The sequence below is a fragment of the Stenotrophomonas sp. STEN033 genome, from assembly GCF_056856655.1.
Window position 1 is genome coordinate 1 of sequence record NZ_JBXFWM010000029.1, and the last position, 24,175, is coordinate 24,175.

The following is a 24,175-nucleotide window of genomic DNA, read 5'->3' on the forward strand; positions in this document are numbered from 1 at the left end:
ATGCTCGGCAGGGAGGCTATGCCGGGAAAGCCTCTGCCGAGCATGGCTCGGCACTACCGTCGTCCTATGCTTCCAGTGCCAGCAATTGCCTCAGCTGCGCCAATGTCGCGCGCGGCAGGGGTTTGCCGTCGTCCGCCGACACCGGTGGTTGCCGCAGCGCATCCTCGGGCAGTACCACCAGTTCGAAGGCGATGCCGTCGGCGGCGAATTCGCAGCCGGGGAAATGCTGTTTCGACGCATGGCCGGCAAGTCGCAATGGCCAGGCGCGCGATTCGGCAGGAATGCGCTGCTCATGCAGGAAACGCTGCACCGCATCGGCATCGTCACAGTGCAGGTGCAGGATGACGGGGCTGTTGCTGTCGGCGAGGCCGCTCAGTACCGCGCCGGTCAGGCGCGGCTGGAAGGCGTGTAGAAACTGCATTGCCTGCAGTGCCGATTCGCGGTGCAGGCGCAGTGCGCCGGGTTGGCTGGAAGCGGCAAACAGCAACTGGTGTTCGCGCAGCGCTTGCTCGATCTCGCTGAGCCGCGGCCACAGGGCCTCGCTGGTGATGCCAAGCTTGATGGCGGCCTTGCGGCGTGCGTGCTCAAGATCGTGGATGCCGCTTTCGGCAACCAGACGTGCGGCTTCCTGCGCGATCAGCTGGCGCTCGCGGCTGTTGCGCTGGAGTGAGGGCGGTGGTGAAGACGGCATCGGGCTCTACCTGGTGGTCGCTGGCCCGATTGTAGGCAGGCGGCGGGGCTTGCGTCCCGCCGCCTGCGCGAACGATCAGAAGATGTCGAACGCAGCGTCGTCGGTAGCATGATCCTGCTGGCCGAAGTCGAAATCCTGTACGCGGTCCAGGTCTTCGGTCTTGACCCATTCGGTGGCGCCGTTGAGGGTGGCCTGGACCATGCCCGAGGGCGGGTCGTTCCTGGCGATCGGGACGTCCTTCAGTGCCTCGCGCATGTAGTCGATCCAGATCGGCAGGGCCGCCTTGCCGCCGTACTCGCGGTAGCCCAGCGAACGGAAATCGTCGCGACCGACCCATACCGTCGTTGCCAGCGGGCCGCCAAAGCCGGAGAACCAGGCATCGCGGTGGTCATTGGTGGAGCCGGTTTTGCCGCCGACGTCCTCGCGACCCAATACCTTGGCCGCGGTACCGGTGCCGCGTTGGACCACGTCGCGCATCATCGACACCAACTGGTAGGCGGTGCGTTCGTCGATGGCGCGTGGCGCGGTGCGGGCGTCCGGATTGACCGGCTTGGCCGGCTCGACGGTTTCGGGCTTGGCCTCCGCCGGCTTGGCAGCCACCGGAGCGGGTGCCGTCTCGGCGCCGAAGTTGAAGCCATCCACCACCTGGCTGGCCGGTGCTGCGCCCGTGGCGGAGATGCCGCCGCAGCCGCGGCAGGCCATGGCCGGGTTTTCCTTGAAGATCACGGTGCCGTCGCGGTCCTTGATTTCATCGACGATCCAGGTGTCCACGCGTGAGCCGCCGTTGGCGAACACGGCATAGCCGCGCGCCACCGACAGCGGGGTCAGCGAGGCGGTGCCCAGCGACATCGACAGGTTGGGCGGCAGCTCGGCCTCCTGGAAGCCGAATTCGCTGATGTATTTGCGCGCATAGTCCACGCCCATGCTGTCCAGCAGGCGCACCGAGACCAGGTTGCGCGACTGCACCAGCGCTTCGCGCAGGCGCATCGGGCCACGGAAGCCGCCACCATCGTTCTGCGGCTGCCAGGTCTTGCCGCGACGGTCGCGGAACACCACGGGCGCATCCAGCACGATCGAGGCCGGGTTGAAGCCCTTGTCGAAGGCGGCGGCATAGATGAAGGGCTTGAAGCTGGAGCCCGGCTGGCGCCGTGCCTGGGTGGCACGGTTGAATTTGTTGCCGGCAAAGCTGAAGCCGCCAACCAGTGCGCGCAGTGCGCCGCTGTCGGCGTCGACCGAGACCAGCGCGCTTTGCCCACGCGGAATCTGGTCGATCAGCCATTCGCCTTCCTTCGCACCGGCGCGCACGCGGATCATGTCGCCGCGGGTGACCAGTTTGGCAGGGCTGCGATTGGTCCAGCGACTGGACGCCACCGGCAGCACCAGCTCGCTGCGGTCCGCCAGCACCACGGTGATGCCGCCGTCGGCGTGGGTGGCCGAAACCACCGCTGGCTGCAGGCCCGACTGCGCCGGGATGCCCGCGATGTGGCGGGCCAGGGCGGTGTTGTCGGCATCGGCGGCAACGTCGAAATGCTGTTCCACCCCATGCCAGCCATGGCGGTGGTCATAGGTCAGCAGGCCATCGCGCACCGCGGTGTTGGCCGCTTCCTGCAGTCGGCCATTGATGGTGGTGGTGACGTGATAGCCCTTGTTGAGCACGTCGCCGCCGTACTTGGCGATCATTTCCTGGCGTACCAGCTCAGCCACATAGGGCGCGTAGACCTGCACCGGCGGCTCGTGCGGGCTGGCGTGCATGGCCACGGCCTTGGCCGCATCGGCCTCGGCCTGGCTGACGTAGCCGAGGTCGGCCATGCGCTGCAGCACATAGTTGTCGCGGCGCTGGCGAGCGCGCTCGGGGTTGCTCAGCGGGTTGCCGCTGGAAGGGAACTTGGGAATGCCGGCCAGCGAGGCCATTTCGTCCAGGTCGAGCTCGGCCAGCTTCTTGCCGTAGTAGTACTCCGCAGCGGCACCAATACCGTAAGCGCGATTACCGAAGAAGCTCTTGTTGAGGTACAGCTCGAAGATCTCGTCCTTGCTCAACTCGCTCTCGATTTTGCGGGCAAGCAGGATTTCGGCGAACTTGCGGGTGTAGCTGACCTCGCTGCTGAGGAAGAATTGCCGCGCAACCTGCTGGGTGATGGTCGATCCGCCGGGCACGCCGTCCTTGGAGCCGGTGCGGGCGATCAGCCATACGGCGCGGGCAATACCCTTGTAGTCGATGCCGTCGTGTTGGTAGAAACGGGCGTCCTCGGTGGCCAGGAAGGCCTGCTTCAGGCGCTCCGGAACGTCCTTCATCTGTACCGGGTAGCGGCGGGTCTCGCCGAATACCGCCATCAATTTCCCTTCGTTATCATAGACATACATCGGCTCCTGCAATTCGACATTGCGCAGCGCCTGCACGTCCGGGAGCTTGGACGAGACAACGTAATAGAGCGAGCCAATGGCGATTGCGCCGACCAGAGAGAAGGCGACGAAGAGGGCCAGCAGCCAGCGCAGCCAGCGACGAAAACGTGGCATCCAGAAGTCCCGATTGCGGTTTTTGTAGCCGCAGAGTATAGATTACGCAGGGGAGCGGCTGGGGCCGCGTCCTGGGGAGAGCAAATGAGATACAGCTGGGCGGCGTGATGCAGATCGCGTCTCGCATTCCCGGTGGTTGCCATTTGCTGTAAAAACGTTATTAATGCGCCGACGCAAGACTTGCGTCCAAGTGCCCGTCGGCAGGGGAGAATCCGTGGGGCTTATCCCAAAGAGTCAGGCACCAATCATTGGTGTCGACATCAGTTCGACTGCGGTAAAGCTATTGCAGCTTTCCCGCAGCGGTAACCGTTTCCGCGTGGAACACTACGCCGTGGAACCTCTTCCGCCGAATGCGGTGGTGGAGAAAAACATTGTCGAAGTCGAAGCAGTCGGCGAAGCGATTCGGCGGGCTGTTGCGCGTTCAGGCAGCAAGGCCAAGGGGGCGGCCGCCGCTGTTGCTGGCTCTGCGGTGATCACCAAGGTGATCCCGATGCCGGCGGACCTGGACGAGAACGATCTGGAAGCACAGGTCGAACTGGAAGCGGTGAACTACATCCCGTACCCGATCGACGAAGTGAATCTCGATTTCGAAGTGCTGGGTCCCGTACCGAACAATCCGGAAATGGTGCAGGTCCTGTTGGCCGCATCGCGTTCGGAGAACGTCGAGCTGCGCCAGTCCGCACTTGAACTGGGTGGACTGACCGCCAAGGTGATGGATGTGGAGGCGTTCGCTATCGAGAACGCGTTCGCGCTGGTCGCCAGCGAGCTGGCTGTACCCAGCGATGGCGTGGTGGCGCTGGTCGATATCGGTGCAACCATGACCACCCTCAACGTATTGCGCGGTGGTCGTAGCCTGTACAGCCGTGAACAGGTGTTCGGTGGCAAGCAGCTCACCGACGAGGTGATGCGTCGCTACGGTCTGAGCTACGAGGAAGCCGGTCTGGCCAAGCGCCAGGGTGGCCTGCCTGAAAGCTACGATGTCGAGGTGCTGGAGCCGTTCAAGGAAGCGACGGTGCAGCAGATCAGCCGCCTGTTGCAGTTCTTCTACGCCGGTAGCGAATTCAATCGCGTCGACCACATCGTGCTGGCCGGCGGTTGTGCTGCGCTGGTCGGCCTGCCGACGATGGTGGAAGAGCAGTTGGGCGTGGCGACGTCGGTGGCCAATCCGTTGGCGCAGATGACGCTGGGGCCGAAAGTCCAGGCGCATGCGCTGAACCAGGATGCACCGGCGCTGATGATCGCGACGGGTCTGGCCATGAGGGGGTTTGACTGATGGCACGGATCAACCTATTGCCGTGGCGCGAGGAGCGCCGCAAACAGCGCCAGCGTGAGTTCTACGGGATGCTGGGCTTTGCCGCGCTCAGTGGCGTGGTGCTGTCGGGCTTGCTGTGGTTCTATTTCAGCCAGCAGATCAGCGGACAGAACGACCGCAATGCCTACCTTGAAGCGGAAATCGCCAAGGTCAAGGAACAGAACAAGGAAATCGACCGCCTTGACGTGCAGAAGAGGCGCCTGCTTGATCGCAAGAAGGTGATCGAGGAACTGCAGGGCAAGCGTTCGCAGATGGTGCACCTGTTCGATTCGCTGGTGCGCACCATTCCCGATGGCGTGGTGCTGACGGCACTCAAGCAGGAAGGCGATACGCTGACGCTTGAAGGTCGCACGCAGTCCAACGCGCGCGTCAGTACCTATATGCGCAACCTCGAGACCTCGGGTTGGATGACCAGTCCCGAGTTGTCGATCATCGAGGCACGGGCACAGGATCCGCAGGACAAGGGCGGCAGCGTCGTCGACATCAAGTCCCTGCCGTATGTGTTCACCCTCAAGGTGAAGCTGCCCACGCCAGGCGATGGCCAAGCCGAAGGCGGTGAAATTGTTGTCACCGATGCTGCTTCCACTGCAGCTGCAGCCCCTGCGGCGGCGCCGGCTGCAGCAGGCGCGGCGGCACCCGCTGCGCCGGCAACAACAACACCTGCTGCCGCTCCTGTAGCCCCTGCCGGTGGCGCAGAGCAGCCCAAGGCCGAGGCAGCGCCGGCGGTGCCGGCGCAGAAGGAGGCTCGTTCGTGAGCAAGAAATTCAACGCCAAAGAGCTGGACTTCAACAATATCGGCGCGTGGCCACGCAACGCGAAGATCGTGTTCTGCGTATTGCTGTCGCTGCTCATCATCGTTCTTTCGTATCTGCTGGTCGTTCGCGGCCAGCGCGAAGAGCTGGAAGGCCTGGTGAGCAAGGAGGCCACGCTGCGCGATGACTTCGTGGAAGAGCAGAAGCGTGCGGTCAACCTGGAGCCCTTGAAGCTGCAGCTGGCGCAGATGGAGCAGGTGTTGCAGCAGATGCTGCGACAGTTGCCGAGCAAGACCGAAATGCCGGACCTGATCATCGATGTGTCGCAGACCGCGTTGTCCAGCGGTTTGAACAACGAGTTGTTCAAGCCCGGCGACGAGACCTTGAAAGAGTTCTATGCCGAGAAGCCGATCGCGCTGCGCCTTGTTGGCAGTTATCACCAGTTCGGTGCCTTCGTCAGCGGTGTCGCCTCGCTGCCGCGCGTGGTCATCCTGACCATGCACGACATCAACCTGAAGCCCAAGGGCGGGCAGGGCGTCATTACCCCGGGAGGGGCGCTGGAGCTTTCCGGTACGGTCAAGACCTACCGTTATCTGGATGACGCCGAGTTGGCCGAGCAGGAAAAAGCAGCTGCCGCCGATGCCAAGAAGAAGGGAGGGGCCTGATCATGCGCAAGACTTCTTCCTTGGCGCTGGGCATGGTGTGCATGGTGTTGCTGGGCGGTTGCGCCCGCAGCATCACCAGCACACCGGGCGATGCGCCCAATCTTGAGAAATGGATAGCCGACGTGCGTGCACGCCCGGCCGAGCCGCTGGAGTCGCTGCCGGTGATGCAGCAGTTCGAAACGTTTGAATACTCGGCCCAGGGGCTGCGCGATCCGTTCAGTGATGCCTGGGTGTCCGATGACGGCAACAGCCAGCTGCGGCCGGATCCGAACCGTCGCAAGGAACCGCTTGAAGCGTTCCCGCTCGACAGCCTGGACATGGTCGGTACCATCGGCAGTGGCGGAGGTGCCGTGGCACTGGTGATGGGGCCGGACAAGGTCACCTACCGTGTACGTCCCGGGGTGTACATGGGCCAGAGCGATGGCCGTGTAACGGGGGTGCGCGAGGACGGGATCGAGTTGATTGAACTGGTGCCGGACGGTGCAGGTGGCTGGCTGGAACGCCCAGCCTCGCTTGCACTGGACGATCGTTGATTGATTAGGGGATAGCACGATGACTTTTACCAAAGCCCTGAGCCTGCGTCCCATCCGGCGCCATGCACTGGTCCGCGTCTGCGCCCTGGGAGTGGCGTTGGCAGCGGTGTGCGGCTCTTCATTCGCAGCACAGCCTGCCAACGGTGTCGGCGGCGCAGCCGCGGCCACCCAGCAGGCGGTGAAGGCGGTTTCCGTAACCAAGATCGACTTCAAGCGTGCCGATGATGGCGCTGGACGTCTGATCCTGCAGTTTGACGGCCAGGGCGCCAGCCCGGATCTGCGCAACCAGGGCAACAACGTCGTGATCGACGTTGGCAACGCCGTGTTGCCGGCCGAGCTGCAACGTCCGCTCAACGTCGTGGACTTTGCCACGCCGGTACAGCGCATCGACGCCAAGCCGTCCGGGCAGGGTTCGCAGCTGGTGCTCAGCACCAACGGTGCGTTTGACTCGCTGGCATACCAGACCGGCAATGAGTACGTCGTCGAGATCACCCCGCGGCAGGCCGAGGTGGCTACCGGCGCGGTGACCTCCAAGACGGTTGCGCAGGCAGCGGCTACCGTTGCCGCACGTGGTTACAGTGGCCGTCCGGTGACCTTCAACTTCCAGGACGTGCCGGTGCGCACCGTGCTGCAGTTGATCGCCGAAGAGTCCAACCTGAACGTGGTGGCTTCGGACACGGTGCAGGGCAATGTGACCCTGCGCCTGGTCAACGTGCCGTGGGATCAGGCACTGGACATCGTCTTGCGTGCCAAGGGCCTGGACAAGCGCCGCGAGGGTGGCGTGATCTGGGTTGCGCCGCAGCCGGAGCTGGCCAAGTTCGAGCAGGACAAGGAAGACGCGCGTATCGCGATCGAGAACCGCTCGGACCTGATCACCGACTACGTGCAGATCAATTACCACAACGCCACAACCATCTTCAAAGCGATCACCGAAGCCAAAGGCATCGGCGGCTCGGGTGGTGAAGGCGGTGGTGGTAGTCAGAACGAGAACGGCTTCCTGTCGCCGCGTGGTCGCCTGGTTGCGGACGAGCGTACCAATACCCTGATGATCAGCGACATCCCGAAGAAGGTCGCGCAGATGCGCGAGCTGATCGAGGTGATTGATCGTCCGGTTGACCAGGTGCTGATCGAAGGCCGCATCGTCATCGCCAATGACACCTTTGCCCGCGACCTGGGTGCCAAATTCGGCATTGGCGGCAAGCGTACCTACAACGAGGGCGACAACGAGGCGACGATTGGCAATACCACCAATGGTGGCGGCAGCGCCAATCGCGGACTCAACGTCAATCTGCCGGCAGGCACGTTTACTTCGGCCAACGGTTTGGGCCCGAGCCTTGCCTATACCTTGCTGGGTGCCAACTTCAACCTGGATCTTGAGCTGTCGGCCCTGCAGGAAGAAGGCCGCGGCGAAGTCATCTCCAACCCGCGTATCGTCACCGCCAACCAGCGTGAGGGCGTGATCAAGCAGGGTAAGGAAATTGGTTATGTCACCATTACCGGTGGTACCGGCGGTGCCGCAGCAACGCCGAACGTGCAGTTCAAGGAAGTGTTGCTGGAGCTGAAGGTCACCCCGACCATCACCCAGGACAATCGCGTCTTCCTCAACATGAACGTCAAGAAGGATGAGGTCGACGAATACCTGACCATCACCAACTTCGGCGTTGTCCCGGTCATCAATCGTCGCGAGATCAACACCGCCGTACTGGTGGATGATGGCCAGACGGTGGTCATCGGTGGCGTGTACGAATTCAGTGACCGTGAGAGCGTCAGCAAGGTCCCGTTCCTGGGCGACGTCCCTTTCCTTGGCAATCTGTTCAAGAAGCGTGGTCGCAGCAAGGACAAGGCCGAACTGCTGGTCTTCGTGACCCCGAAGATCCTGCGCGTCGCCAAGGCTGCCCGCTAAACGCTTGTTGTGGATGAGAAAAAGGGCCGCGGATGCGGCCCTTTTTCGTTTGCGGCGATCTGTTTGGAACCATTTCATCGCAGATCAGTCAAACTGCGCCTATGAACCTGCCCCCTCAATTGCCCACCCAAACCGATGCGCCGGTCCGTGACGGCGACCTGCATCAGGAATTCACCGCCTTGCGCGATGCGCTGGCCAGCGAAATCGTCGGCCAGTCCTTGCTGGTCGACCGGCTGCTGACCGCGCTGTTGGCGGATGGCCACTTGTTGGTGGAGGGGGCCCCCGGGCTGGCCAAGACCACCGCCATCCGTGCCCTGGCGTCGCGTATCGATGCCAGTTTCGCGCGCATCCAGTTCACCCCGGACCTGCTGCCTGCCGACCTCACCGGCACCGATATCTGGCGTTCACAGGAAGGACGTTTCGAATTCCAGGCCGGGCCGATCTTCCACCCGATCCTGTTGGCGGACGAAATCAATCGTGCCCCGGCGAAGGTGCAGTCGGCGCTGCTGGAGGCAATGGGCGAGCGGCAGGTGACGGTCGGTCGAAATACCTACCCATTGCCGGAGGTGTTCCTGGTGATGGCCACGCAGAATCCGATCGAGCAGGAAGGCACTTTCCCACTGCCCGAAGCCCAGTTGGACCGTTTCCTGATGCATGTGCGCATCGGTTACCCCGATGCCAGCGCCGAGACCGAGATCCTGCGGCTTGCACGCGAGCGCGCCTTGCGGGCGATGCGGCCGCAGCAGGCAGCTGTCGAGAAGATATCGCTGCAGAAGATCGAACAGGCGCGGCGCGAGGTGTTGGAACTGCATATGGCGCCGCAGCTGGAACGCTACCTGGTAGCGCTGGTGCTGGCCTCGCGCGACGCCAGTGCTTACGACGCCAAGCTGGCCAAGCGTATTGCCTGGGGCGCGAGCCCGCGCGGTTCGATTGCACTGGAGCGCTGCGCGCGTGCGCGTGCCTGGCTGGCCAATCGCGACTATGTGACACCCGATGACGTACGCGGTGTTGCCGCCGATGTGCTGCGCCATCGTGTATTGCCCAGCTACGAGGCTGCCGCCGAGGGTTGGGACGGTGAGCGTCTGGTGGCTGCCCTGCTCGACTGCGTGCCCCTGCCTTGAGGCCGGGTGTGATGACGGGCGGCGGCACCGGAACGGTTGAAGGACCACGTTTGCAGGTGGACCGGCAATGAATGTGCCGGTAACCAGGCAAGCACCGCAGGTCGTGGCCGCCGCCGATGGCATCCGACCACAGTTGGCCGAGCTGATCGCCTTGCGCGGTTCCGCCAACGGCGGCCGCAAGGCCCGGCGCGGCCATTACGCGGTAAGCGGCCGCGCCGCCTCGATGCTGCGTGGTCGTGGCATGGAGTACGCCGAGTCGCGTGAGTACGTAGCGGGTGACGATGCGCGGCACATCGACTGGAAACTGACCGCACGTACCGATGCCACGCATACCAAGACCTTCCAGACCGAGCGCGAGCGGGTCACCTTGTTGATTGCTGACACTGCACCGGCGCTTTATTTCGGTACGCGGGTGCGCTTCAAGTCGGTGCAGGCGGCACGCGCTGGTGCGGTTGCGGCGTGGTCGGCACTGCGTGACGGCGATCGGATAGCGGCGCTGCGTGGTTCCGCGCAGCAGGCATTGGTCCCCCCGGCTGGCGGAACTCGCGGGGTGTTGCGGAGCCTGGACGCCCTTGTGCGTTGGTACGGCGAGCGACCGGCCGATGATGGTGGCCTGCAACTGGCGTTGGAACAGGCCGCCCGGGTGTTGCACCCGGGTGCACGTGCGGTGGTGCTGGCCGATCCGGTCAGTGCACAAGCCGTGGCAGCCGCCACCTGGTCATCGTTGGCAATGCATGTGGAGGTGGAACTGGTGTTGCTGCTGGATCCTCTTGAGATATCGCCTCCGCGATGTGTTCTGCCATTGCAGACACGGGCTGGCCGTCTGCAGCTGGATCTGACCGCAAGCAACGTACGCGAGGCCTGGCACGAAGCGCTGGTCGGGCCGGTCGAGGCACTGTGCCGACAGTTGCCGGGGCGACGCATCCGCGTCAGCACATTGGTCACCGACGATGCCAGTGATGCCTGGTTGAGCGCGACACCGAACCGGAGCGTGGGCTGATGGCCGCACAACTGCCGCTGCGGGATGTGCACCTGCCTGCAGCACCGGGCTGGTGGCCGCTGGCGCCGGGCTGGTGGCTGCTGATCGGTGCGGTCGTGGTGCTCGCGTTGATTGGATTGACCCTCTATTTCTTCCGCCGCCGTCGCTTGCAGCGTTGGACGAACCTGTTCGACCGGCAGTTACAGGCGGCGCCGCAGGGGCCTGCACGATTGGCTGCGGCCTCCGAGCTCCTGCGCCGCGCGGCGCGGCGGATCGATCCGCGGGCAGTGCAGTTGCAGGGTGATGCGTGGTTGCGTTTTCTCGATGGCGGCAAACGAACGGATTTCAGCGGCGGCGAAGGCCGATTGCTGCTGGATGGCGGGTTCCGTCCTCAGCTTGAGGGCGAGCAGGTGGATCGTGCCTGCCAGCTGGCGCGCACGCGTTTCCTGGAACTGATGGCAGGGCGACGTTGATGCAGGACATCCTCGCCAACTGGTCGAACCTGTGGCCGAGCTTTGCCTGGCCGTGGGCATGGCTGGCGCTGCCGTTGCCACTGTTGATGCTGTTGTGGCCGCTACGCGAACAATATGGCGCCGCGCTGCGCGTGCCCTACGAACCGGAGCTGCTGCAGGAACAGGCGCCGTCGCGGGCCGGTGCGGTGCTGCAGACCTTGTTGTTGTCGCTGGCATGGTTATGCCTGTGTGCCGCGTTGGCGCGTCCACAGCAGTTGGGTGAACCGATCGAGCCGCCACGGCAGGCGCGGCAGATGATGCTGGCGGTGGACTTGTCCGGCAGCATGAGTGAGCCGGACATGCAATTGGGCGGTCAGGTGGTGGACCGCCTGACCGCTGCCAAGGCAGTGCTGGCGGATTTCCTCGAGCGCCGCGAAGGGGATCGCATTGGCTTGCTGGTGTTCGGCCAGCGTGCCTATGCCTTGACCCCGTTGACGGCCGACCGCGCCACCGTGCGTGACCAACTGCGCGACAGCGTGGTCGGGCTGGCCGGACGTGAGACGGCATTGGGTGACGCCATCGCCTTGTCGGTGAAGCGTCTGCGCGAGCAGCCTCAGGGACAGCGGGTGCTGATCGTGCTCACCGATGGTGTGAACACCGCCGGCGTGCTGGAACCGTTGAAGGCGGCAGAACTGGCCAAGGCCGAAGGCGTGCGGGTCTACACCATCGCCTTTGGTGGCAGTGGCGGCATGTCCTTGTTCGGTGTGCAGTTGCCCGGGGCCGATGATCAGGTGGACGAGGCTACCTTGACCAAGGTGGCTGATGAAACCGGTGGCCGCTTCTTCCGCGCCCGCGATACGGATGAACTGGTCAACATCTATGCCGAGCTGGATCGATTGGAACCGGTGAAGGACGCCGGTCCCGCGGTGCGGCCGCGGATCGAACGCTATCCGTGGCCGTTGGCGTTATCGCTGCTGCTGGGCATGACGGCATTGGCCTGGCGGGGGCTGCGGCAATGATTGATTGGCAGAATCTGCATTTCCTGCGTCCGGAGTGGCTGTGGGCGCTCTTGCTGGTGCCGGCTGCGCTGCTCGGCAGTTGGTGGCGCCGTCAGCGCAGTGCCCGTTGGCACGAAGCAGTGGACCCGCATCTATTGGCGCAGCTGTTGAGTAAAGGCGGCAAGCGTGGCTGGTGGGGCAGTGCAGGGCTGGCGCTCGGCCTGGTGCTGGCGGTGCTTGCGCTTGCAGGGCCAAGTTGGCGTCAACTGGATCAGCCGTTGTGGGAGTCGAAGACGCCGCTGGTGATCGTACTGGACTTGTCCAGCAGCATTCGCGCCACCGACCTGCCGCCGTCGCGCCTGCTGCAGGCACGCGCGAAGCTGGCCACCCTGCTGCGCGAGCGCAAGGGCGGCGAGGTAGCCTTGATTGCCTTCGCCTGGGAGCCATTCACGGTTGCGCCGCTGACCGATGATGCCGCCAACGTCGCGCTGTTTCTTGATGCGCTGGCACCGGAAGTGATGCCGGTGGATGGTCAGCGCGCGGACAAGGCACTGCTCTGGGCAGGTGATCTGCTGAAGCAGTCCGGGGCCCGCAATGGCGAGATACTGTTGTTGAGTGATCATGCCGACGCCGCGGCACTGGCCGAAGCGGCCAAGCTGCGCGTGGCGGGCTATCGTGTTTCAGTGATCGGCCTGGGCAGCCTGCAAGGTGCGTCCTATCGCGATCCGCGTGGGGCGATCGAACAGGCGCACCTGGACGAAACCTCACTGCGAGGTTTGGCTGCAGCCGGCGGTGGTGGCTATCAACGCATCGCCACTACCTCGGCAGATCTGCAGGCCCTGGGGGTGCTGGAGCCACAGGCCGGTGCGCAGGATCGTGCGCAGCAGGCCAGTGCGGGCAAGCAATGGCAGGATGAAGGCTACTGGTTGTTGCCGCCGCTGTTGCTGCTGGCGTTGTTTGCGTTCCGTCGCCCGCGCCGGGTCATGCCGGTATTGGCGCTATGCCTGTTGTTGCCGGTCCTGCAGCCTGCCCATGCAGCGGAGCAGGGCGGTTGGTGGCAGCGTGCCGATCAGCGCCAGCATCAGCGCCTGGGCGAAGGCGTCGAGGCATACAGACTGGGTGATTTCGCTACCGCGCAGAGAAAATTCGAGGGCATCGACAATGACCAGGGGTGGTACAACCTGGGTAACGCGCTTGCCCGTCAGGGCAAGTATGACGAGGCGATTGCCGCCTACGACCGTGCCCTGAAGGCGCATCCGGGCATGCCGGATGCGGTGGCGAACCGCGCTGCGGTGGACGCCGCACGCAAGCGCAAATCGCCGCAGGGGCAGCAGGGTAGCCAGCAGAACCCGTCCAAGCCGCAGCAGGGCAAGGATCAGAGCGGACAGCAGAAGTCACAGCAGGATTCGCAACAGAACCAGCAGGGACAACCGCAGGGGCAGCAGCAGGGGCAGCCGCAGGGACAACAGGGGCAGCAATCCGGCCAATCGCAGCAGTCGCAGCCACCGGCTGCGCAGTCTCCCCGCAGCTCCGACGCATCGTCCTCCGGGCGGGGCGAACCGCAGCCGCCGCAGACGGAAGATGCGGGAAAGCAGGAGCAGGCTGACCAGGCCCAGCGTCAGCGCATGGCCGAGGCCATGCGCCAACAGCAGGTGGATGAGGGCGGGAAGCAGTCCGCCGCGCGGGCGGCGATGACACCTGCGCAGCGTGAACAGCAACAAGCGGTGGAAGCCTGGATGCAGCGCGTGCCGGATGAGCCGGGTGATCTGTTGAAAGCAAAATTCCAGCTCGAGTACGAGCGTCGGATGCGGGAAAAGCGATGAGCAAGAATCACGCAGGCAAGGTCCTGCAGTTGCAGCTATGGCTGTTGCTGGGCCTGTTGGCCTTCAGTGGCCTGCTGCAGGCACAGACGCGCGCCTGGTTGGATCGGGACAGCATCAAGCAGGGTGAGTCGATCACGCTGACCATCGAGACCGATCAATCGGGCAGCCCCGAATACGCGCCGCTCGAGGTCGATTTCGTGCTTGGTGCGCAGAGCAGCAGCCGTCAGTTGCAGCTGGGCGGTGGCGCCTCCCGCAACTTCGCCCAGTACACGGTTGTGCTGACACCGCGGCGCGCCGGCATGCTGGACATTCCTGCGCTGCGCGTCGGTGGCGGGAGTACCACGCCCTTGCTGGTGAAGGTGGACGAGGCGCCGATCGCCAGCCGTGACGGCAACGCACTGGCCTTCATCGAAACCGAGGTGGACGACAAACAGCCCTACGTGCAGCAGAGCGTGGGTGTGGTGGTGAGGTTGTACTTCGCCACCCAGTTGGCCTCCGGCGAACTGGTGCTGGATACACCGGCGGCAGCATCGCTGCAGCGCGTTGGCGATGACCGTACCTCCGTGCGGGAGGTCGGCGGGCGCCGCTACAACGTGGTCGAGCGTCGCTTCCTGCTGATTCCCGAGCGCAGCGGCCCGCTGCAGTTGGCTGGTGCGCGCTTCAGCGGGCAGGGCGCGGGCGGATTCTTCGATGACTTCTTTGGCCGCGACAACGGCCAGCTCAGTGCCCGCGGTCCTGACCAGACCCTGCAGGTACGGGCGACACCTGCCGATGCGCCACAACCGTGGTTGCCGCTGAAGAACCTGCAGCTGCGCTATACCGCCGCGCCCAATGGCGGGCGTACCGGCGAGGCGATTGCGATCGAAGTGGAGGCAATCGCCAGCGGCGCCACCAAGGCGCAGTTCCCGGAGCTGCCGGTGCCATCGCTGGGCGACAGTGCACAGGTGTTCGCCGAGCCACCGCAGTACGATGAAACGTTCGAGGGTTCCAGCCCGCAGTTGAAGCTGACCCGGCGCTATTCGATCGTGCCGCAGCAGACCGGCGCATTGACCGTGCCCGGCATCCAGATGCAATGGTGGGACGTTGCGGCGGGCCAGGCGCGCACCACCTCGCTGCCGGCGCTGTCATTGCAGGTAGCCCAAGGGAGCACTACCGGCATGGTCGCGCCACCGCTGGTGCAGCCGGCAGCGGCCGGGTCTGCCGCGGTGGCTGCAGGCAACGCCCTGGCGGCGTCGCCGGACGCCGCAAGCAATTGGCTGTGGCCCGCGCTGGCGGCCGGTTTCGCCTTGTTGTGGCTGGCCACGCTGATCTGGGGGCTGTCGCGCCGCCATGCTCCGGCGGTGGCCCGCGATGGGCCTGCAGCGCAATCTGCCAGCGCTGGTTCGCGCTACGGCACGGCAGACCTGCGCCGCGCCCTGGATGCGGGCAGCCTGGACGAGGTGGCACACATCCTTGCCGTGATGGGCGGAGTGGACGGGCTCGACGCGGTATTGCAGAAACTGGATGACCCGGCACAACGCGATGCGCTGCAACGCATGCAGCGCGCCCGCTGGGGCGGCGAGGGCGACGTGAGCGCGGCGCGCGCGCAGTTGCGCGAGGTATTCAAGGCCGGTCCGCGGTGGCGGAAAACCGCAGTGGTGGAAAAGTCGCCATTGGACCCTCTCTATCCGGGACAAAGCTGAAAAGGGCGGTTGTACACCGTCTGTTAAGCTGAACCAATCTCTGGAGGGAAACCCGCTTATGGCCAATGCAGCCAAGACCACCGCCAAATTGCCGTTCCACTGGAAGATAGGGATCGGCTTCGGCTTAGGTCTGCTGTTGGGCCTGATCGTGCATCTGGTCAGCCCTGACGCGTCTTGGGTGCATGAGGTCACCACCTATCTGACCACGCCGATCTCGGGGCTGTTCCTGAGCCTGATCTTCATGCTGATCGTGCCGCTGATTTTTTCGGCGCTGGTGATGGGCGTGTCGGAGATGGGCGATATCCGCTCACTGGGACGTATTGGCTGGAAATCGCTGGCCTACACCATCGTGCTGTCCGGTGTGGCGGTATTGATCGGCTTGCTGCTGGTCAATCTGTTCCAGCCCGGTGCCGGTGTTGATCCAGCTGTTGCCGCCAAGCTGCTGGCCGAGAATGCCGAGCGCAGCCAGGCGATCGTGGCTGGCGCGGGCTCGCAGCCCAAGGGCCTGGACATGCTGCTGTCGATCGTGCCCAACAATGTGCTCGATGCGGCCTCGGACAACGGCAAGATCCTGTCGCTGATGTTCTTCGCGCTGATGCTGGGCATCGGCATGGTGTTGTCGCCGGCTGAAAAGGTGGCCACGCTGCGCAAGGGCATTGAAGGCCTGTTTGAAATCTCGATGACCCTGATCAATCTGGTCATCCGCCTGGCGCCTTACGCGGTGGCCTGCTTCATGTTCAACCTGGCCGCCATTTTTGGCTTTGATCTGTTGATCAAGCTGGGTGCGTATGTAGGCGTGGTGGTGCTGGCGTTGGCCACCCACATGTTCGTCAGCTATGGCATCGCAGTGAAGCTGGCCGGGCGCTCGCCGATCAGGTTCTTCCGTGAGACGCAGGAGGCCACAGTGATGGCGTTCTCCACCGCGTCGTCCAATGCGACCCTGCCGACCGCGCTGCGCGTGGCCGACCAGATGGGCTTCCCGCACAAGGTTTCGCGCTTCGTGCTGACCGTGGGTGCTACCGCCAACCAGAATGGCACCGCGCTGTTCGAGGGTGTGACGGTGATCTTCCTGGCGCAGTTCTTCGGCGTGGACCTGAGCATCGGCCAGCAGTTCATGGTGATGGTGGTCTGCATCCTCGGTGGTATCGGCACGGCCGGTGTGCCGTCGGGTTCGCTGCCGGTGGTGGCACTGATCTGTGCCATGGTCGGCGTCAATCCTGCCGGTATCGGCCTGATCCTGGGCGTCAACCACTTCCTGGACATGTGCCGTACCGCGTTGAACGTGACCGGTGACCTGGCCCTGACCACCCTGGTGGCGCGCGGTGAGAGTGACGACAGCATCGGTCGGCATCACCCGCAGGGGTGAATTCCGGCGGGTTTACGGTAACGACGGCCACCCTGTTCAGGGTGGCCGTTCTGCTTGGGCATGTTCCTGTCAGGCGAAACCAAGACGAACTACCGTCAGCTTTTACGGACTGATCCCGGCGGTAGCTTGTGGGACAATAGGCCGCCCGCAGTTCCGCGGGAGCCTCCTGATTCTGACGACCCATGACGCAGCCCACCCGCCGCCAGTTGGCGAACGCCATCCGTTTCCTTGCCGCTGATGCGGTAGAAGCCGCCAAGTCCGGTCATCCCGGCATGCCGATGGGCATGGCCGATATCGCCGAAGTGCTCTGGAACGACTATCTCCGTCACAACCCGAACAACCCGAAGTGGTTCAACCGCGACCGCTTCGTGCTGTCCAACGGTCACGGCTCGATGCTGCACTACGCGCTGCTGCACCTGAGCGGCTACGACCTGCCGATCGAAGAACTGAAGGCTTTCCGCCAGCTGGGCAGCCGCACTGCCGGCCACCCGGAGCGTCATGAAACCCCGGGCGTGGAAACCACCACCGGCCCGCTGGGTCAGGGCCTGGCCAATGCCGTGGGCTTCGCGCTGGCTGAAAAGCTGCTGTCGCAGCGCTACAACCGCCCGGAATTCGAAGTCGTCGATCACCGCACCTGGGTGTTCATGGGCGACGGCTGCCTGATGGAAGGCATCTCGCACGAAGCCGCCTCGCTGGCCGGTACCTGGGGCCTGAACAAGCTGGTCTGCTTCTGGGACGACAACAACATCTCCATCGACGGTGAAGTGGAAGGCTGGTTCACCGACGACACCCCGGCACGCTTCGAGTCCTACGGCTGGAACGTGGTGCGCGGCGTCGACGGCCACGATCCGGAAAGCATCAAGGCCGGCATCGAGCAGGCGCTGTCGCAGTTCGACAAGCCGACCCTGATCTGCTGCAAGACCACCATTGGTTTTGGTTCGCCGAACAAGGCCGGCCAGGAATCCAGCCACGGCGCACCGCTGGGCAAGGACGAGCTGGAAGCCACCCGCAAGGCGCTGAACTGGCCGTACGGGCCGTTCGAGATTCCGGAAGAAATCTACGCTGGCTGGCGCGCTGGCGGCACCGGCACCCTGCGTCAGGCCGAGTGGGAGCAGCTGTTCGACAAGTACGCTGCACAGTTCCCGGCCGACGCCGACGAACTGACCCGCCGTTCGCACGGCGAACTGCCAGCCGACTTCATTGCCCAGGCCGATGCCTACATCGCCCAGGTGCAGGCCGAAGCGCCGAACATCGCCTCGCGCAAGGCCTCGCAGAACGCCATCCAGGCCTTCGCACCGCTGCTGCCGGAAATCATCGGCGGCTCGGCTGACCTGGCCGGTTCCAACCTGACCCTGTGGAAGGGTGCGCAGACCGTGGTCGGCGAAGACCCGCACGCCAACTACGTGCACTACGGCGTGCGTGAGTTCGGCATGAGCGCGATTGCCAACGGCCTCGCCCTGCACGGCGGCTTCCTGCCGTTCGACGCCACCTTCCTGGTGTTCAGCGACTACGCCCGCAACGCGCTGCGCATGAGCGCGCTGATCCCGGCGCACGTCATCCACGTGTTCACCCATGACTCGATCGGCCTGGGCGAAGACGGCCCGACCCACCAGCCGGTGGAGCACGTGTCCTCGCTGCGCTACATCCCCAACAACGATGTGTGGCGCCCCTGCGATGCGGCCGAATCGGCGGTCAGCTGGAAGGCGGCCATCGTTCGCAAGGATGGCCCGAGCTGCCTGATCTTCAGCCGCCAGAACCTGGCCCCGCAGCCCCGTACGGCCGAGCAGGTGCAGCAGATCGAACGCGGTGGCTACGTGTTGGCTGACGCCGCCGGTACCCCGGACGTGATCCTGATCGGCACCGGTTCGGAAGTGGGTCTGGCCGTGGCCGCCAAGGCCGAGCTGGACGCTGCCGGCATCAAGACCCGCGTGGTGTCGATGCCGTGCACCGACGTGTTCGATCGCCAGGACGCCGCTTACCGCGAGTCCGTGCTCCCGAATGCCGTGCGCAAGCGTGTTGCCGTCGAAGCCGGCGTCACCGGTTTCTGGCGCCAGTACGTGGGCCTGGACGGCGCGGTTGTTGGTCTGGACACCTTCGGCGCATCGGCCCCGGCCGACAAGCTATACAAGCATTTCGGCATCACCACTGAAGCGGTTGTGGCAGCAGCCAAGGCGCAGGTCGCGGGCTGATCAAGCGCCGCTGCACGTCTTGAACAAAGGCCGGGGAAACCCGGCCTTTGTTTTGGCTTCGCCCCAACTGTAGTGCCGAGCCATGCTCGGCAGGGGGCTCGCCCAGCGAAGGGCTAACCCCTCCCCAACCCTCCCCTTCGCTGCGCGAAAGGGAGGGAGCAGATATGTAGTGCCGAGCCATGCTCGGCAGGGGCTTTCCCAGCAAAAAGCCACCCCTCCCCAATCCTCCCCTTCGCTGCGCGAAAGGGAGGGAGCAGATCTGTAGTGCCGAGCCATGCTCGGCAGGGGCTTTCCCAGCAAAAAGCCCCCCCTCCCCAACCCTCCCCTTCGCTGCGCGAAAGGGAGGGAGCAGCTATGTAGTGCCGAGCCATGCTCGGCAGGAGCCTCCCCGGTACTCCGACCAATGTAGGAGCAGCGTAAGCCGCGAAGCTGAGAACCTTTGGCTACCGATGCCAATATCGATTGTCAGCTTCGCGGCTTACACCGCTCCCACAAAATCAGGCTTCCCGGCGTGCGATCAGATTGCGGTGCACACCATCAATCTTTCCCCGCACTCCGCGCCAGACCAACCCGCAACAGCCCAGCATTGAGCCGCTCGCCAAAATTGGCCGGTCGCTCCAGTCCCATCCGCTGCATGTACATCGCATCGTTCTCGGCGGGCGGTTGGCGCAAGGCTGCGACGACGGTACGCAGCTTGCCCATCGACGTCGCAGTCGCCGATTTCAGCCAGCCCAAGGCGCGTACCAGATCCTGTTCAACGGCATCGAAATCACTACCCAGCGGGTAGTCCGGCAGACTGCCATCGGCACGGAATGGGGCAAGTTTCGCGCGCAGCACCTCGGCGTGGTTCTGTTGCCACTGTGCTGGCGCGCTGAAGCTGGCGGCGAGTTTCTTCGAGGCCTTGGCTTGGTCCAGTAACGCCGTCTGGAATGCAGCGTCGGTGATGCTGCTCATCGCGACCACGCAATCCTCGTCGGTGAGGTTGCGCAGGTCGGCGATGCCGTATTCGTTGACGAAGACATCGCGCAGATGACGCGGAATGGTGGTGTGGCCGTAGTTCCAGCGCACATTGGATTGCGGCTTGCCGCCATCGTCGCGCGTCGCCCGGAACATCAGCACGCTGCGTGCATCGGGCAGTGCATGCGCCATCGCCACGAAGTTGTACTGGCCACCGACGCCGGACACCACGCGACCATCTTCCAGTGCATCCGATGCCGCTGCGCCAAGCGCGCTGGCGATCATGCAGGAATTGAAGAAGCGTGCATCGCGGCGTTGCAGGCGTTCCAATGCCTCGTTGCCGCCGTAGAGCTGGTTGATCTCACTGATGCGGCGCATGCCGATGGCGGCGCGTTCGGCATCGGGGAGATTGCGCAGCCACTCGTAGAACTCGGTTGAGCCCAGATAGAAGGCACCGTGCAGGTACTCGCCTTCGCGTGCAAGTCGGCCGCGGTCACCATTGCTGGCAGTGCCGTCGGCCAAACGCTGCATCAGGCCAAGATCGTCATGCACCTTGCGCCAGATAACGCCGGTCTGCACCAGCTTGCGGAAGCCTTCGTTGAGCATCTCGCTGCAGCCGTACAGGCCGATTTCGAACGGCCCCAGCCCACCTGCTTCATGCACCAGCGGGTGCTCGGCGATCTGCGGATCCAGCGCGTGCAGGATCTGCCGGTAGCGTGCGTTGTCGGTGTGCCGCAACACCAGCGCATGGCTGAGCGCGTCGGCCAGCGTGCCGATGCCGATCTGCAAGGTGCCGCCATCGCGCACCAGGGTGCTGGCGTACAGGCCGATGGCGTAGTCGGCATCGCTGACCGGCTGCCGCGGCAGGCCAAACAGCCGGGGGTAGGGACCGGGGGGGGTGATAACCAGATCGAAGAAGTCCGGATCAACGGCGGCGGTGCCGCCCAGCCACGGCAGTTGCGGATCAATCTCGGCAATCAACAAGGGCTTGGGCAGGCCGCGCTTGGCGATGGCATCCAAGGTGTCCTGGGTGATGTCGTTGTTGCACGACAACGACAGCTGATGGCTGCCTTCGCGGTAGGCCACTTTCTGCACGATGGCATTTGGCGCGCGCTGCGCTACCGCATCGGCGGCATGCGTGTAGTTGAGGCTGGTGTAGTAGCGCTGTGCCTGCGTCGACCGCAGCAGCGCGCCGGATTGCATGTAGAACTCTTCCACCTGCACATGTGCAGGCAACGCATCGCGGGCGATGGCATCGGAGTAGGCAAGGCGCGGGAAGTCTGCGCCGAAGTGGCGCTCGACGAACGGGCGCATGAAGCGCGCTTCCAAACCATCGCCTTTGGCCTGCGGCGGGTTCAGTGACAGCGCGGTATACAACTGCAGCGGCCGCGCCGGGTCGTGTTCGAGACGCGCGTACAGGGCATTGAGCAAACGGTGCGGTTTGCCCAGCGCCAGTGGGGCGCCGATGCGCAGTGGGCCTTGGATGTTGCTCAGCAGCCAGTCCACGGCGGCGTCGAGGTCGGTCACGTGATGGGGCATGGTGTCCGGTATCTGCGGGGGTGCCGGCATTACAGCATGTCCCCCCTGAATCACTTGGTGAGGACTTGACAGGGCTTTTGTTTACTCGTGTAATCGTAAAAAATTACAGGCGTAAACGATGATCCGTATCAGCGAGGCCGAGGCCGTTGTCATGGAAGTCCTCTGGGGGCAGCACCCGCTGTCTGCCGACGAGGTCATCGCGCGACTGCCCGGCGGCAATGACTGGGCCGAGGCCACGGTCAAGACCCTGCTCAACCGCCTGCTCAACAAGGCGGCCATCAGTGCAACAAAGGAAGGACGGCGCTTCCTGTACACGCCGCTGGTGCAGCGCGATGCCTGGTTGCTGGAGGAGAGCAGCAGCCTGATCGAGCGCCTTTTTGATGGCCGGGTTGCGCCGCTGGTCGCCCATTTCAGCCAGCACCAGCGGCTCAGCCGCGAGGACGTGGCCGAGCTGCGCAAACTGCTGGAGGGGCTCGACGATGACCAGCACTGAGATCTTGGCGCTGCTGCTGAATACCACCTTGGCCAGCAGTGCGGCGGTTGCGCTGGCACTGATCCTGCGCCGGCCGCTGCGGCACTGGCTTGGGGCAAGTGCAGCCTATCTGCTGTGGTTGCTGCTGCCGGCGATGCTGCTGGCGGTGCTGTTGCCGGCACCGCGGGTGGCGCCCGTGCCGATGCGGGTCAGTGAGGTAGCTGTGCAGGTTGGGCAGGCGGTGGTTGCGGGTCCCGCCGTGATAGCGCATTGGCCACTGTGGCTGTGCTGTGCGTGGCTCGCCGGGGGGTTGCTGATGGCGTTGCGCCTGTATCGCCAGCAGCGGAAATTCCAGCAGGGGTTGGGGCGGCTCAGCCAACGCGATGATGGCCTGTGGCAGGCACAGGCCGTGGTGGGCTTGCCTGCGGCGATGGGCTTGTTGCGGCCGCGGATCGTGCTGCCGGCTGGCTTCGAACAACGCTATCTGCCGATCGAGCAGCAGTTGGTGTTGCTGCATGAGCGCGTGCATCTGCAACGCGGTGATATCGCGATCAATGCACTGCTGGCGTTGTTGCAGTGCCTGTACTGGTTCAACCCGCTGTTGTTGTTCGCCCTGCGTTGCTGCCGCGAAGACCAGGAATTGTCCTGCGATGAACGTGTGATTGCCCGGGTGTCGGGCGCACGCCGCAGTTATGGCGAGGCCATGCTCAAAACCGGGCTGGCCGCGTCCCCGTTGCCGGTGGGGTGTCACTGGCAGAACCATCATCCATTGAAGGAGCGTATTGCCATGTTGAAGCGTCCCGTACCGGGCAGGAAGCAGTGGTGTGCCATGTTGATGTTGTCGTTGGGCTTGTCGTCCGCTTTCGGCTATACCGCCTGGGCTGCGCAGCCGGGCAAGGTGGTGTCCACATCTTCGTCGACGTCCACATCGTCTTCTTCATCGACCTCGACGACGACCGGCAAGGGCACGGTGTATGCCACCTTCGTGGAGGCGACGCTGGAAGGCACCAGGCAGCGCTTCGAGCTGCAGCAGTCAGCAGGCACGCCGTTCTCCTTCAGCGCCAGCTCGGACAAGGGTGTGCAGTGGGCAGCGGAGTTCACCCTGCAGCCCGCAGCTGACGGGATGCTCACGCTGAAAGGCACGCTGAAGGCGAATGGGGATCTGATCTCGTCGCCGACCTTGCTGATCAAGCCCGATGTGGCTGCGGGCATCGAAGTGTCCACCGCCGACGGGCGCTCGACCTGGGTGCTGGAGCTGCGATCGGTTGCGTTGGCAGCAGGAGACCCGGCCATCGCATCGGCAGCTTCCGGCAAGGCCGAGCAGGTCGGTTTGCCGAATGCCGGACGGATGCCGCCGCCCAGCTATCCGCGTGCTGCGATCGACAGTGGCACCAGTGGCAAGGTGGTGCTGCGTATCACGGTGGATGCCGAAGGCCGGGCGACCGACGTGGTCGTTGCCGAGGCGCATCCCAAGGGGGTGTTCGAGGAAGTGTCGATTGCTGCTGCAAGGCAGTGGCGTTTCACGCCGGCGATGAAGGATGGCAAGCCGGTCGCCGGCACCATCCGGGTGCCGATCTCGTTTGATATGGACGAAGAAGAAATGCACTACACCGAAACCCAGAGCAGGAGCTGAGGTGCGCGGGCATGCGGTGATGCTGGTGGTGCTGATGCTTGCAGCTTGTACGACGCGGCCAGCGAAAGAGCAGGCGAGCAGCAGTTTCAACCTCAACCAGCACCGGCAGATGCTGACGCCCGAGTCGTCCGGCGGTGCAGGCGAAATACAGCCCTATCAGTTGGCCGCCACGGAAAGCTTCCGCATGCCGGTTGCAGTGACTGCCGATGATCCCGTGCTGCCGTCGGAGTACGCCAAGCGTTCACTGGATGCCACTACGGTATGCGTGAATGTCATCCTCGATGCGCAGGGGCGGGTGGAACGCAGTGCGCCGCTGCTGGCGCATTCGGCCTGCGGTGCGGGAAGTGATGCGGCCAACGCAGGCCTGCTGCAGGCGGCGCTGGCCGCCACATCCGGGTGGTTGTTCGAGCCGGCTGCGGTTTGTCATTACGCTGCCGGTGTACGGGCGCCGTCGAACGGGGACTGCAGCAGTGCCTCACGCATCGAGGCGGTGCCGGTAACCCTGGCTTATGCCTTCACCTTTGAAGTGGTGGAGGGCAGGCCGCAGGTCCGGCGGCAGGACGGCCTGCACTGAGTGCAGGCCTGCTTCGCTAC

Annotated in this window: 19 protein-coding genes; 16 read left to right on the forward strand and 3 right to left on the reverse strand. The window is 64.4% G+C overall.

Features of this window, described 5'->3' with window-relative positions; genetic code table 11:
• Positions 1-64: 64 nt before the first annotated feature.
• Both AC1VXC_RS11415 and AC1VXC_RS11420 read right to left on the reverse strand, forming a co-directional pair.
• Entirely contained in the window at positions 65-691 is a 627-nt protein-coding gene (locus AC1VXC_RS11415; protein ID WP_313173929.1) for a hypothetical protein, read from the reverse strand.
• Positions 692-766: 75 nt separating this feature from the next.
• Positions 767-3,205: a penicillin-binding protein 1A gene (locus AC1VXC_RS11420; RefSeq protein WP_313173930.1), complete on the reverse strand. Its 2,439-nt coding sequence runs from the start codon at positions 3,203-3,205 to the stop codon at positions 767-769.
• A 214-nt stretch (positions 3,206-3,419) separates the two neighbouring features.
• On the opposite strand from AC1VXC_RS11420, the gene AC1VXC_RS11425 reads away from it, so the two are divergent.
• From AC1VXC_RS11425 to tkt, 13 genes are all read left to right on the forward strand, one after another.
• Complete coding sequence (locus AC1VXC_RS11425; RefSeq protein ID WP_343239511.1) at positions 3,420-4,478, forward strand: pilus assembly protein PilM; 1,059 nt, start codon at positions 3,420-3,422, stop codon at positions 4,476-4,478.
• Positions 4,478-5,272 carry a PilN domain-containing protein gene (locus AC1VXC_RS11430; RefSeq protein WP_481528150.1) on the forward strand — a complete coding sequence of 265 codons (795 nt, stop codon included), beginning with the start codon at positions 4,478-4,480 and terminating at the stop codon, positions 5,270-5,272. Before AC1VXC_RS11425 ends, AC1VXC_RS11430 begins: the two co-directional genes overlap by 1 nt.
• Complete coding sequence (locus AC1VXC_RS11435) at positions 5,269-5,934, forward strand: type IV pilus inner membrane component PilO (RefSeq protein WP_313173933.1); 666 nt, start codon at positions 5,269-5,271, stop codon at positions 5,932-5,934. The genes AC1VXC_RS11430 and AC1VXC_RS11435 overlap by 4 nt, the downstream gene beginning before the upstream one ends.
• Before the next feature lie 32 nt (positions 5,935-5,966).
• A complete protein-coding gene (locus tag AC1VXC_RS11440) occupies positions 5,967-6,467 on the forward strand; it encodes a pilus assembly protein PilP (protein WP_313173975.1) in 501 nt (166 codons plus the stop codon).
• A 19-nt stretch (positions 6,468-6,486) separates the two neighbouring features.
• Complete coding sequence (locus tag AC1VXC_RS11445) at positions 6,487-8,370, forward strand: type IV pilus secretin PilQ (RefSeq protein WP_313173934.1); 1,884 nt, start codon at positions 6,487-6,489, stop codon at positions 8,368-8,370.
• Positions 8,371-8,471: 101 nt separating this feature from the next.
• A complete protein-coding gene (locus AC1VXC_RS11450; RefSeq protein ID WP_313173935.1) occupies positions 8,472-9,491 on the forward strand; it encodes an AAA family ATPase in 1,020 nt (339 codons plus the stop codon).
• Positions 9,492-9,558: 67 nt separating this feature from the next.
• Positions 9,559-10,491 (forward strand): DUF58 domain-containing protein, encoded by a 933-nt coding sequence (locus AC1VXC_RS11455; RefSeq protein WP_313494362.1) that lies wholly within the window; start codon positions 9,559-9,561, stop codon positions 10,489-10,491.
• Positions 10,491-10,943: a DUF4381 domain-containing protein gene (locus tag AC1VXC_RS11460; protein ID WP_313173937.1), complete on the forward strand. Its 453-nt coding sequence runs from the start codon at positions 10,491-10,493 to the stop codon at positions 10,941-10,943. Before AC1VXC_RS11455 ends, AC1VXC_RS11460 begins: the two co-directional genes overlap by 1 nt.
• On the forward strand, positions 10,943-11,941 hold the full coding sequence (locus AC1VXC_RS11465; protein ID WP_313173938.1) for a vWA domain-containing protein: 999 nt from the start codon (positions 10,943-10,945) through the stop codon (positions 11,939-11,941). Before AC1VXC_RS11460 ends, AC1VXC_RS11465 begins: the two co-directional genes overlap by 1 nt.
• Entirely contained in the window at positions 11,920-13,743 is a 1,824-nt protein-coding gene (locus AC1VXC_RS11470; protein ID WP_481539147.1) for a VWA domain-containing protein, read from the forward strand. Before AC1VXC_RS11465 ends, AC1VXC_RS11470 begins: the two co-directional genes overlap by 22 nt.
• A complete protein-coding gene (locus AC1VXC_RS11475) occupies positions 13,740-15,425 on the forward strand; it encodes a BatD family protein (protein WP_481539146.1) in 1,686 nt (561 codons plus the stop codon). The genes AC1VXC_RS11470 and AC1VXC_RS11475 overlap by 4 nt, the downstream gene beginning before the upstream one ends.
• A gap of 58 nt (positions 15,426-15,483) precedes the next feature.
• Positions 15,484-16,791, forward strand: coding sequence for a dicarboxylate/amino acid:cation symporter (locus tag AC1VXC_RS11480; protein WP_481539145.1), 1,308 nt, complete (start codon positions 15,484-15,486; stop codon positions 16,789-16,791).
• A gap of 182 nt (positions 16,792-16,973) precedes the next feature.
• Positions 16,974-18,980, forward strand: a complete 2,007-nt coding sequence (gene tkt / locus AC1VXC_RS11485; protein ID WP_313173941.1) for a transketolase — start codon at positions 16,974-16,976, stop codon at positions 18,978-18,980.
• Positions 18,981-19,517: 537 nt separating this feature from the next.
• Here the strand turns inward: tkt and AC1VXC_RS11490 are convergent.
• Positions 19,518-21,476 carry an acetyl-CoA hydrolase/transferase C-terminal domain-containing protein gene (locus AC1VXC_RS11490; protein WP_313494378.1) on the reverse strand — a complete coding sequence of 653 codons (1,959 nt, stop codon included), beginning with the start codon at positions 21,474-21,476 and terminating at the stop codon, positions 19,518-19,520.
• A 118-nt stretch (positions 21,477-21,594) separates the two neighbouring features.
• On the opposite strand from AC1VXC_RS11490, the gene AC1VXC_RS11495 reads away from it, so the two are divergent.
• Genes AC1VXC_RS11495 through AC1VXC_RS11505 form a run of 3 tightly spaced genes read left to right on the forward strand, consistent with a single transcriptional unit; the run spans position 21,595 to position 24,155 of the window.
• On the forward strand, positions 21,595-21,969 hold the full coding sequence (locus AC1VXC_RS11495) for a BlaI/MecI/CopY family transcriptional regulator (RefSeq protein ID WP_313173942.1): 375 nt from the start codon (positions 21,595-21,597) through the stop codon (positions 21,967-21,969).
• On the forward strand, positions 21,956-23,581 hold the full coding sequence (locus AC1VXC_RS11500; protein ID WP_481539144.1) for a TonB family protein: 1,626 nt from the start codon (positions 21,956-21,958) through the stop codon (positions 23,579-23,581). Before AC1VXC_RS11495 ends, AC1VXC_RS11500 begins: the two co-directional genes overlap by 14 nt.
• A 1-nt stretch (position 23,582) precedes the next feature.
• Entirely contained in the window at positions 23,583-24,155 is a 573-nt protein-coding gene (locus tag AC1VXC_RS11505; protein WP_481528160.1) for a hypothetical protein, read from the forward strand.
• Positions 24,156-24,175: the final 20 nt, after the last annotated feature.

Excerpts from the sequence above, each read along its gene's own strand:
- AC1VXC_RS11415 (WP_313173929.1), bottom strand. The coding sequence starts at position 691 with ATGCCGTCTTCACCACCGCCCTCACTCCAGCGCAACAGCCGCGAGCGC.
- AC1VXC_RS11420 (WP_313173930.1), bottom strand. The coding sequence starts at position 3,205 with ATGCCACGTTTTCGTCGCTGGCTGCGCTGGCTGCTGGCCCTCTTCGTC.
- AC1VXC_RS11430 (WP_481528150.1), top strand. The coding sequence starts at position 4,478 with ATGGCACGGATCAACCTATTGCCGTGGCGCGAGGAGCGCCGCAAACAG.
- AC1VXC_RS11440 (WP_313173975.1), top strand. The coding sequence starts at position 5,967 with ATGGTGTGCATGGTGTTGCTGGGCGGTTGCGCCCGCAGCATCACCAGC.
- AC1VXC_RS11445 (WP_313173934.1), top strand. The coding sequence starts at position 6,487 with ATGACTTTTACCAAAGCCCTGAGCCTGCGTCCCATCCGGCGCCATGCA.
- AC1VXC_RS11450 (WP_313173935.1), top strand. The coding sequence starts at position 8,472 with ATGAACCTGCCCCCTCAATTGCCCACCCAAACCGATGCGCCGGTCCGT.
- AC1VXC_RS11455 (WP_313494362.1), top strand. The coding sequence starts at position 9,559 with ATGAATGTGCCGGTAACCAGGCAAGCACCGCAGGTCGTGGCCGCCGCC.
- AC1VXC_RS11460 (WP_313173937.1), top strand. The coding sequence starts at position 10,491 with ATGGCCGCACAACTGCCGCTGCGGGATGTGCACCTGCCTGCAGCACCG.
- AC1VXC_RS11465 (WP_313173938.1), top strand. The coding sequence starts at position 10,943 with ATGCAGGACATCCTCGCCAACTGGTCGAACCTGTGGCCGAGCTTTGCC.
- AC1VXC_RS11475 (WP_481539146.1), top strand. The coding sequence starts at position 13,740 with ATGAGCAAGAATCACGCAGGCAAGGTCCTGCAGTTGCAGCTATGGCTG.
- AC1VXC_RS11480 (WP_481539145.1), top strand. The coding sequence starts at position 15,484 with ATGGCCAATGCAGCCAAGACCACCGCCAAATTGCCGTTCCACTGGAAG.
- tkt (WP_313173941.1), top strand. The coding sequence starts at position 16,974 with ATGACGCAGCCCACCCGCCGCCAGTTGGCGAACGCCATCCGTTTCCTT.
- AC1VXC_RS11490 (WP_313494378.1), bottom strand. The coding sequence starts at position 21,476 with ATGCCCCATCACGTGACCGACCTCGACGCCGCCGTGGACTGGCTGCTG.
- AC1VXC_RS11495 (WP_313173942.1), top strand. The coding sequence starts at position 21,595 with ATGATCCGTATCAGCGAGGCCGAGGCCGTTGTCATGGAAGTCCTCTGG.
- AC1VXC_RS11500 (WP_481539144.1), top strand. The coding sequence starts at position 21,956 with ATGACCAGCACTGAGATCTTGGCGCTGCTGCTGAATACCACCTTGGCC.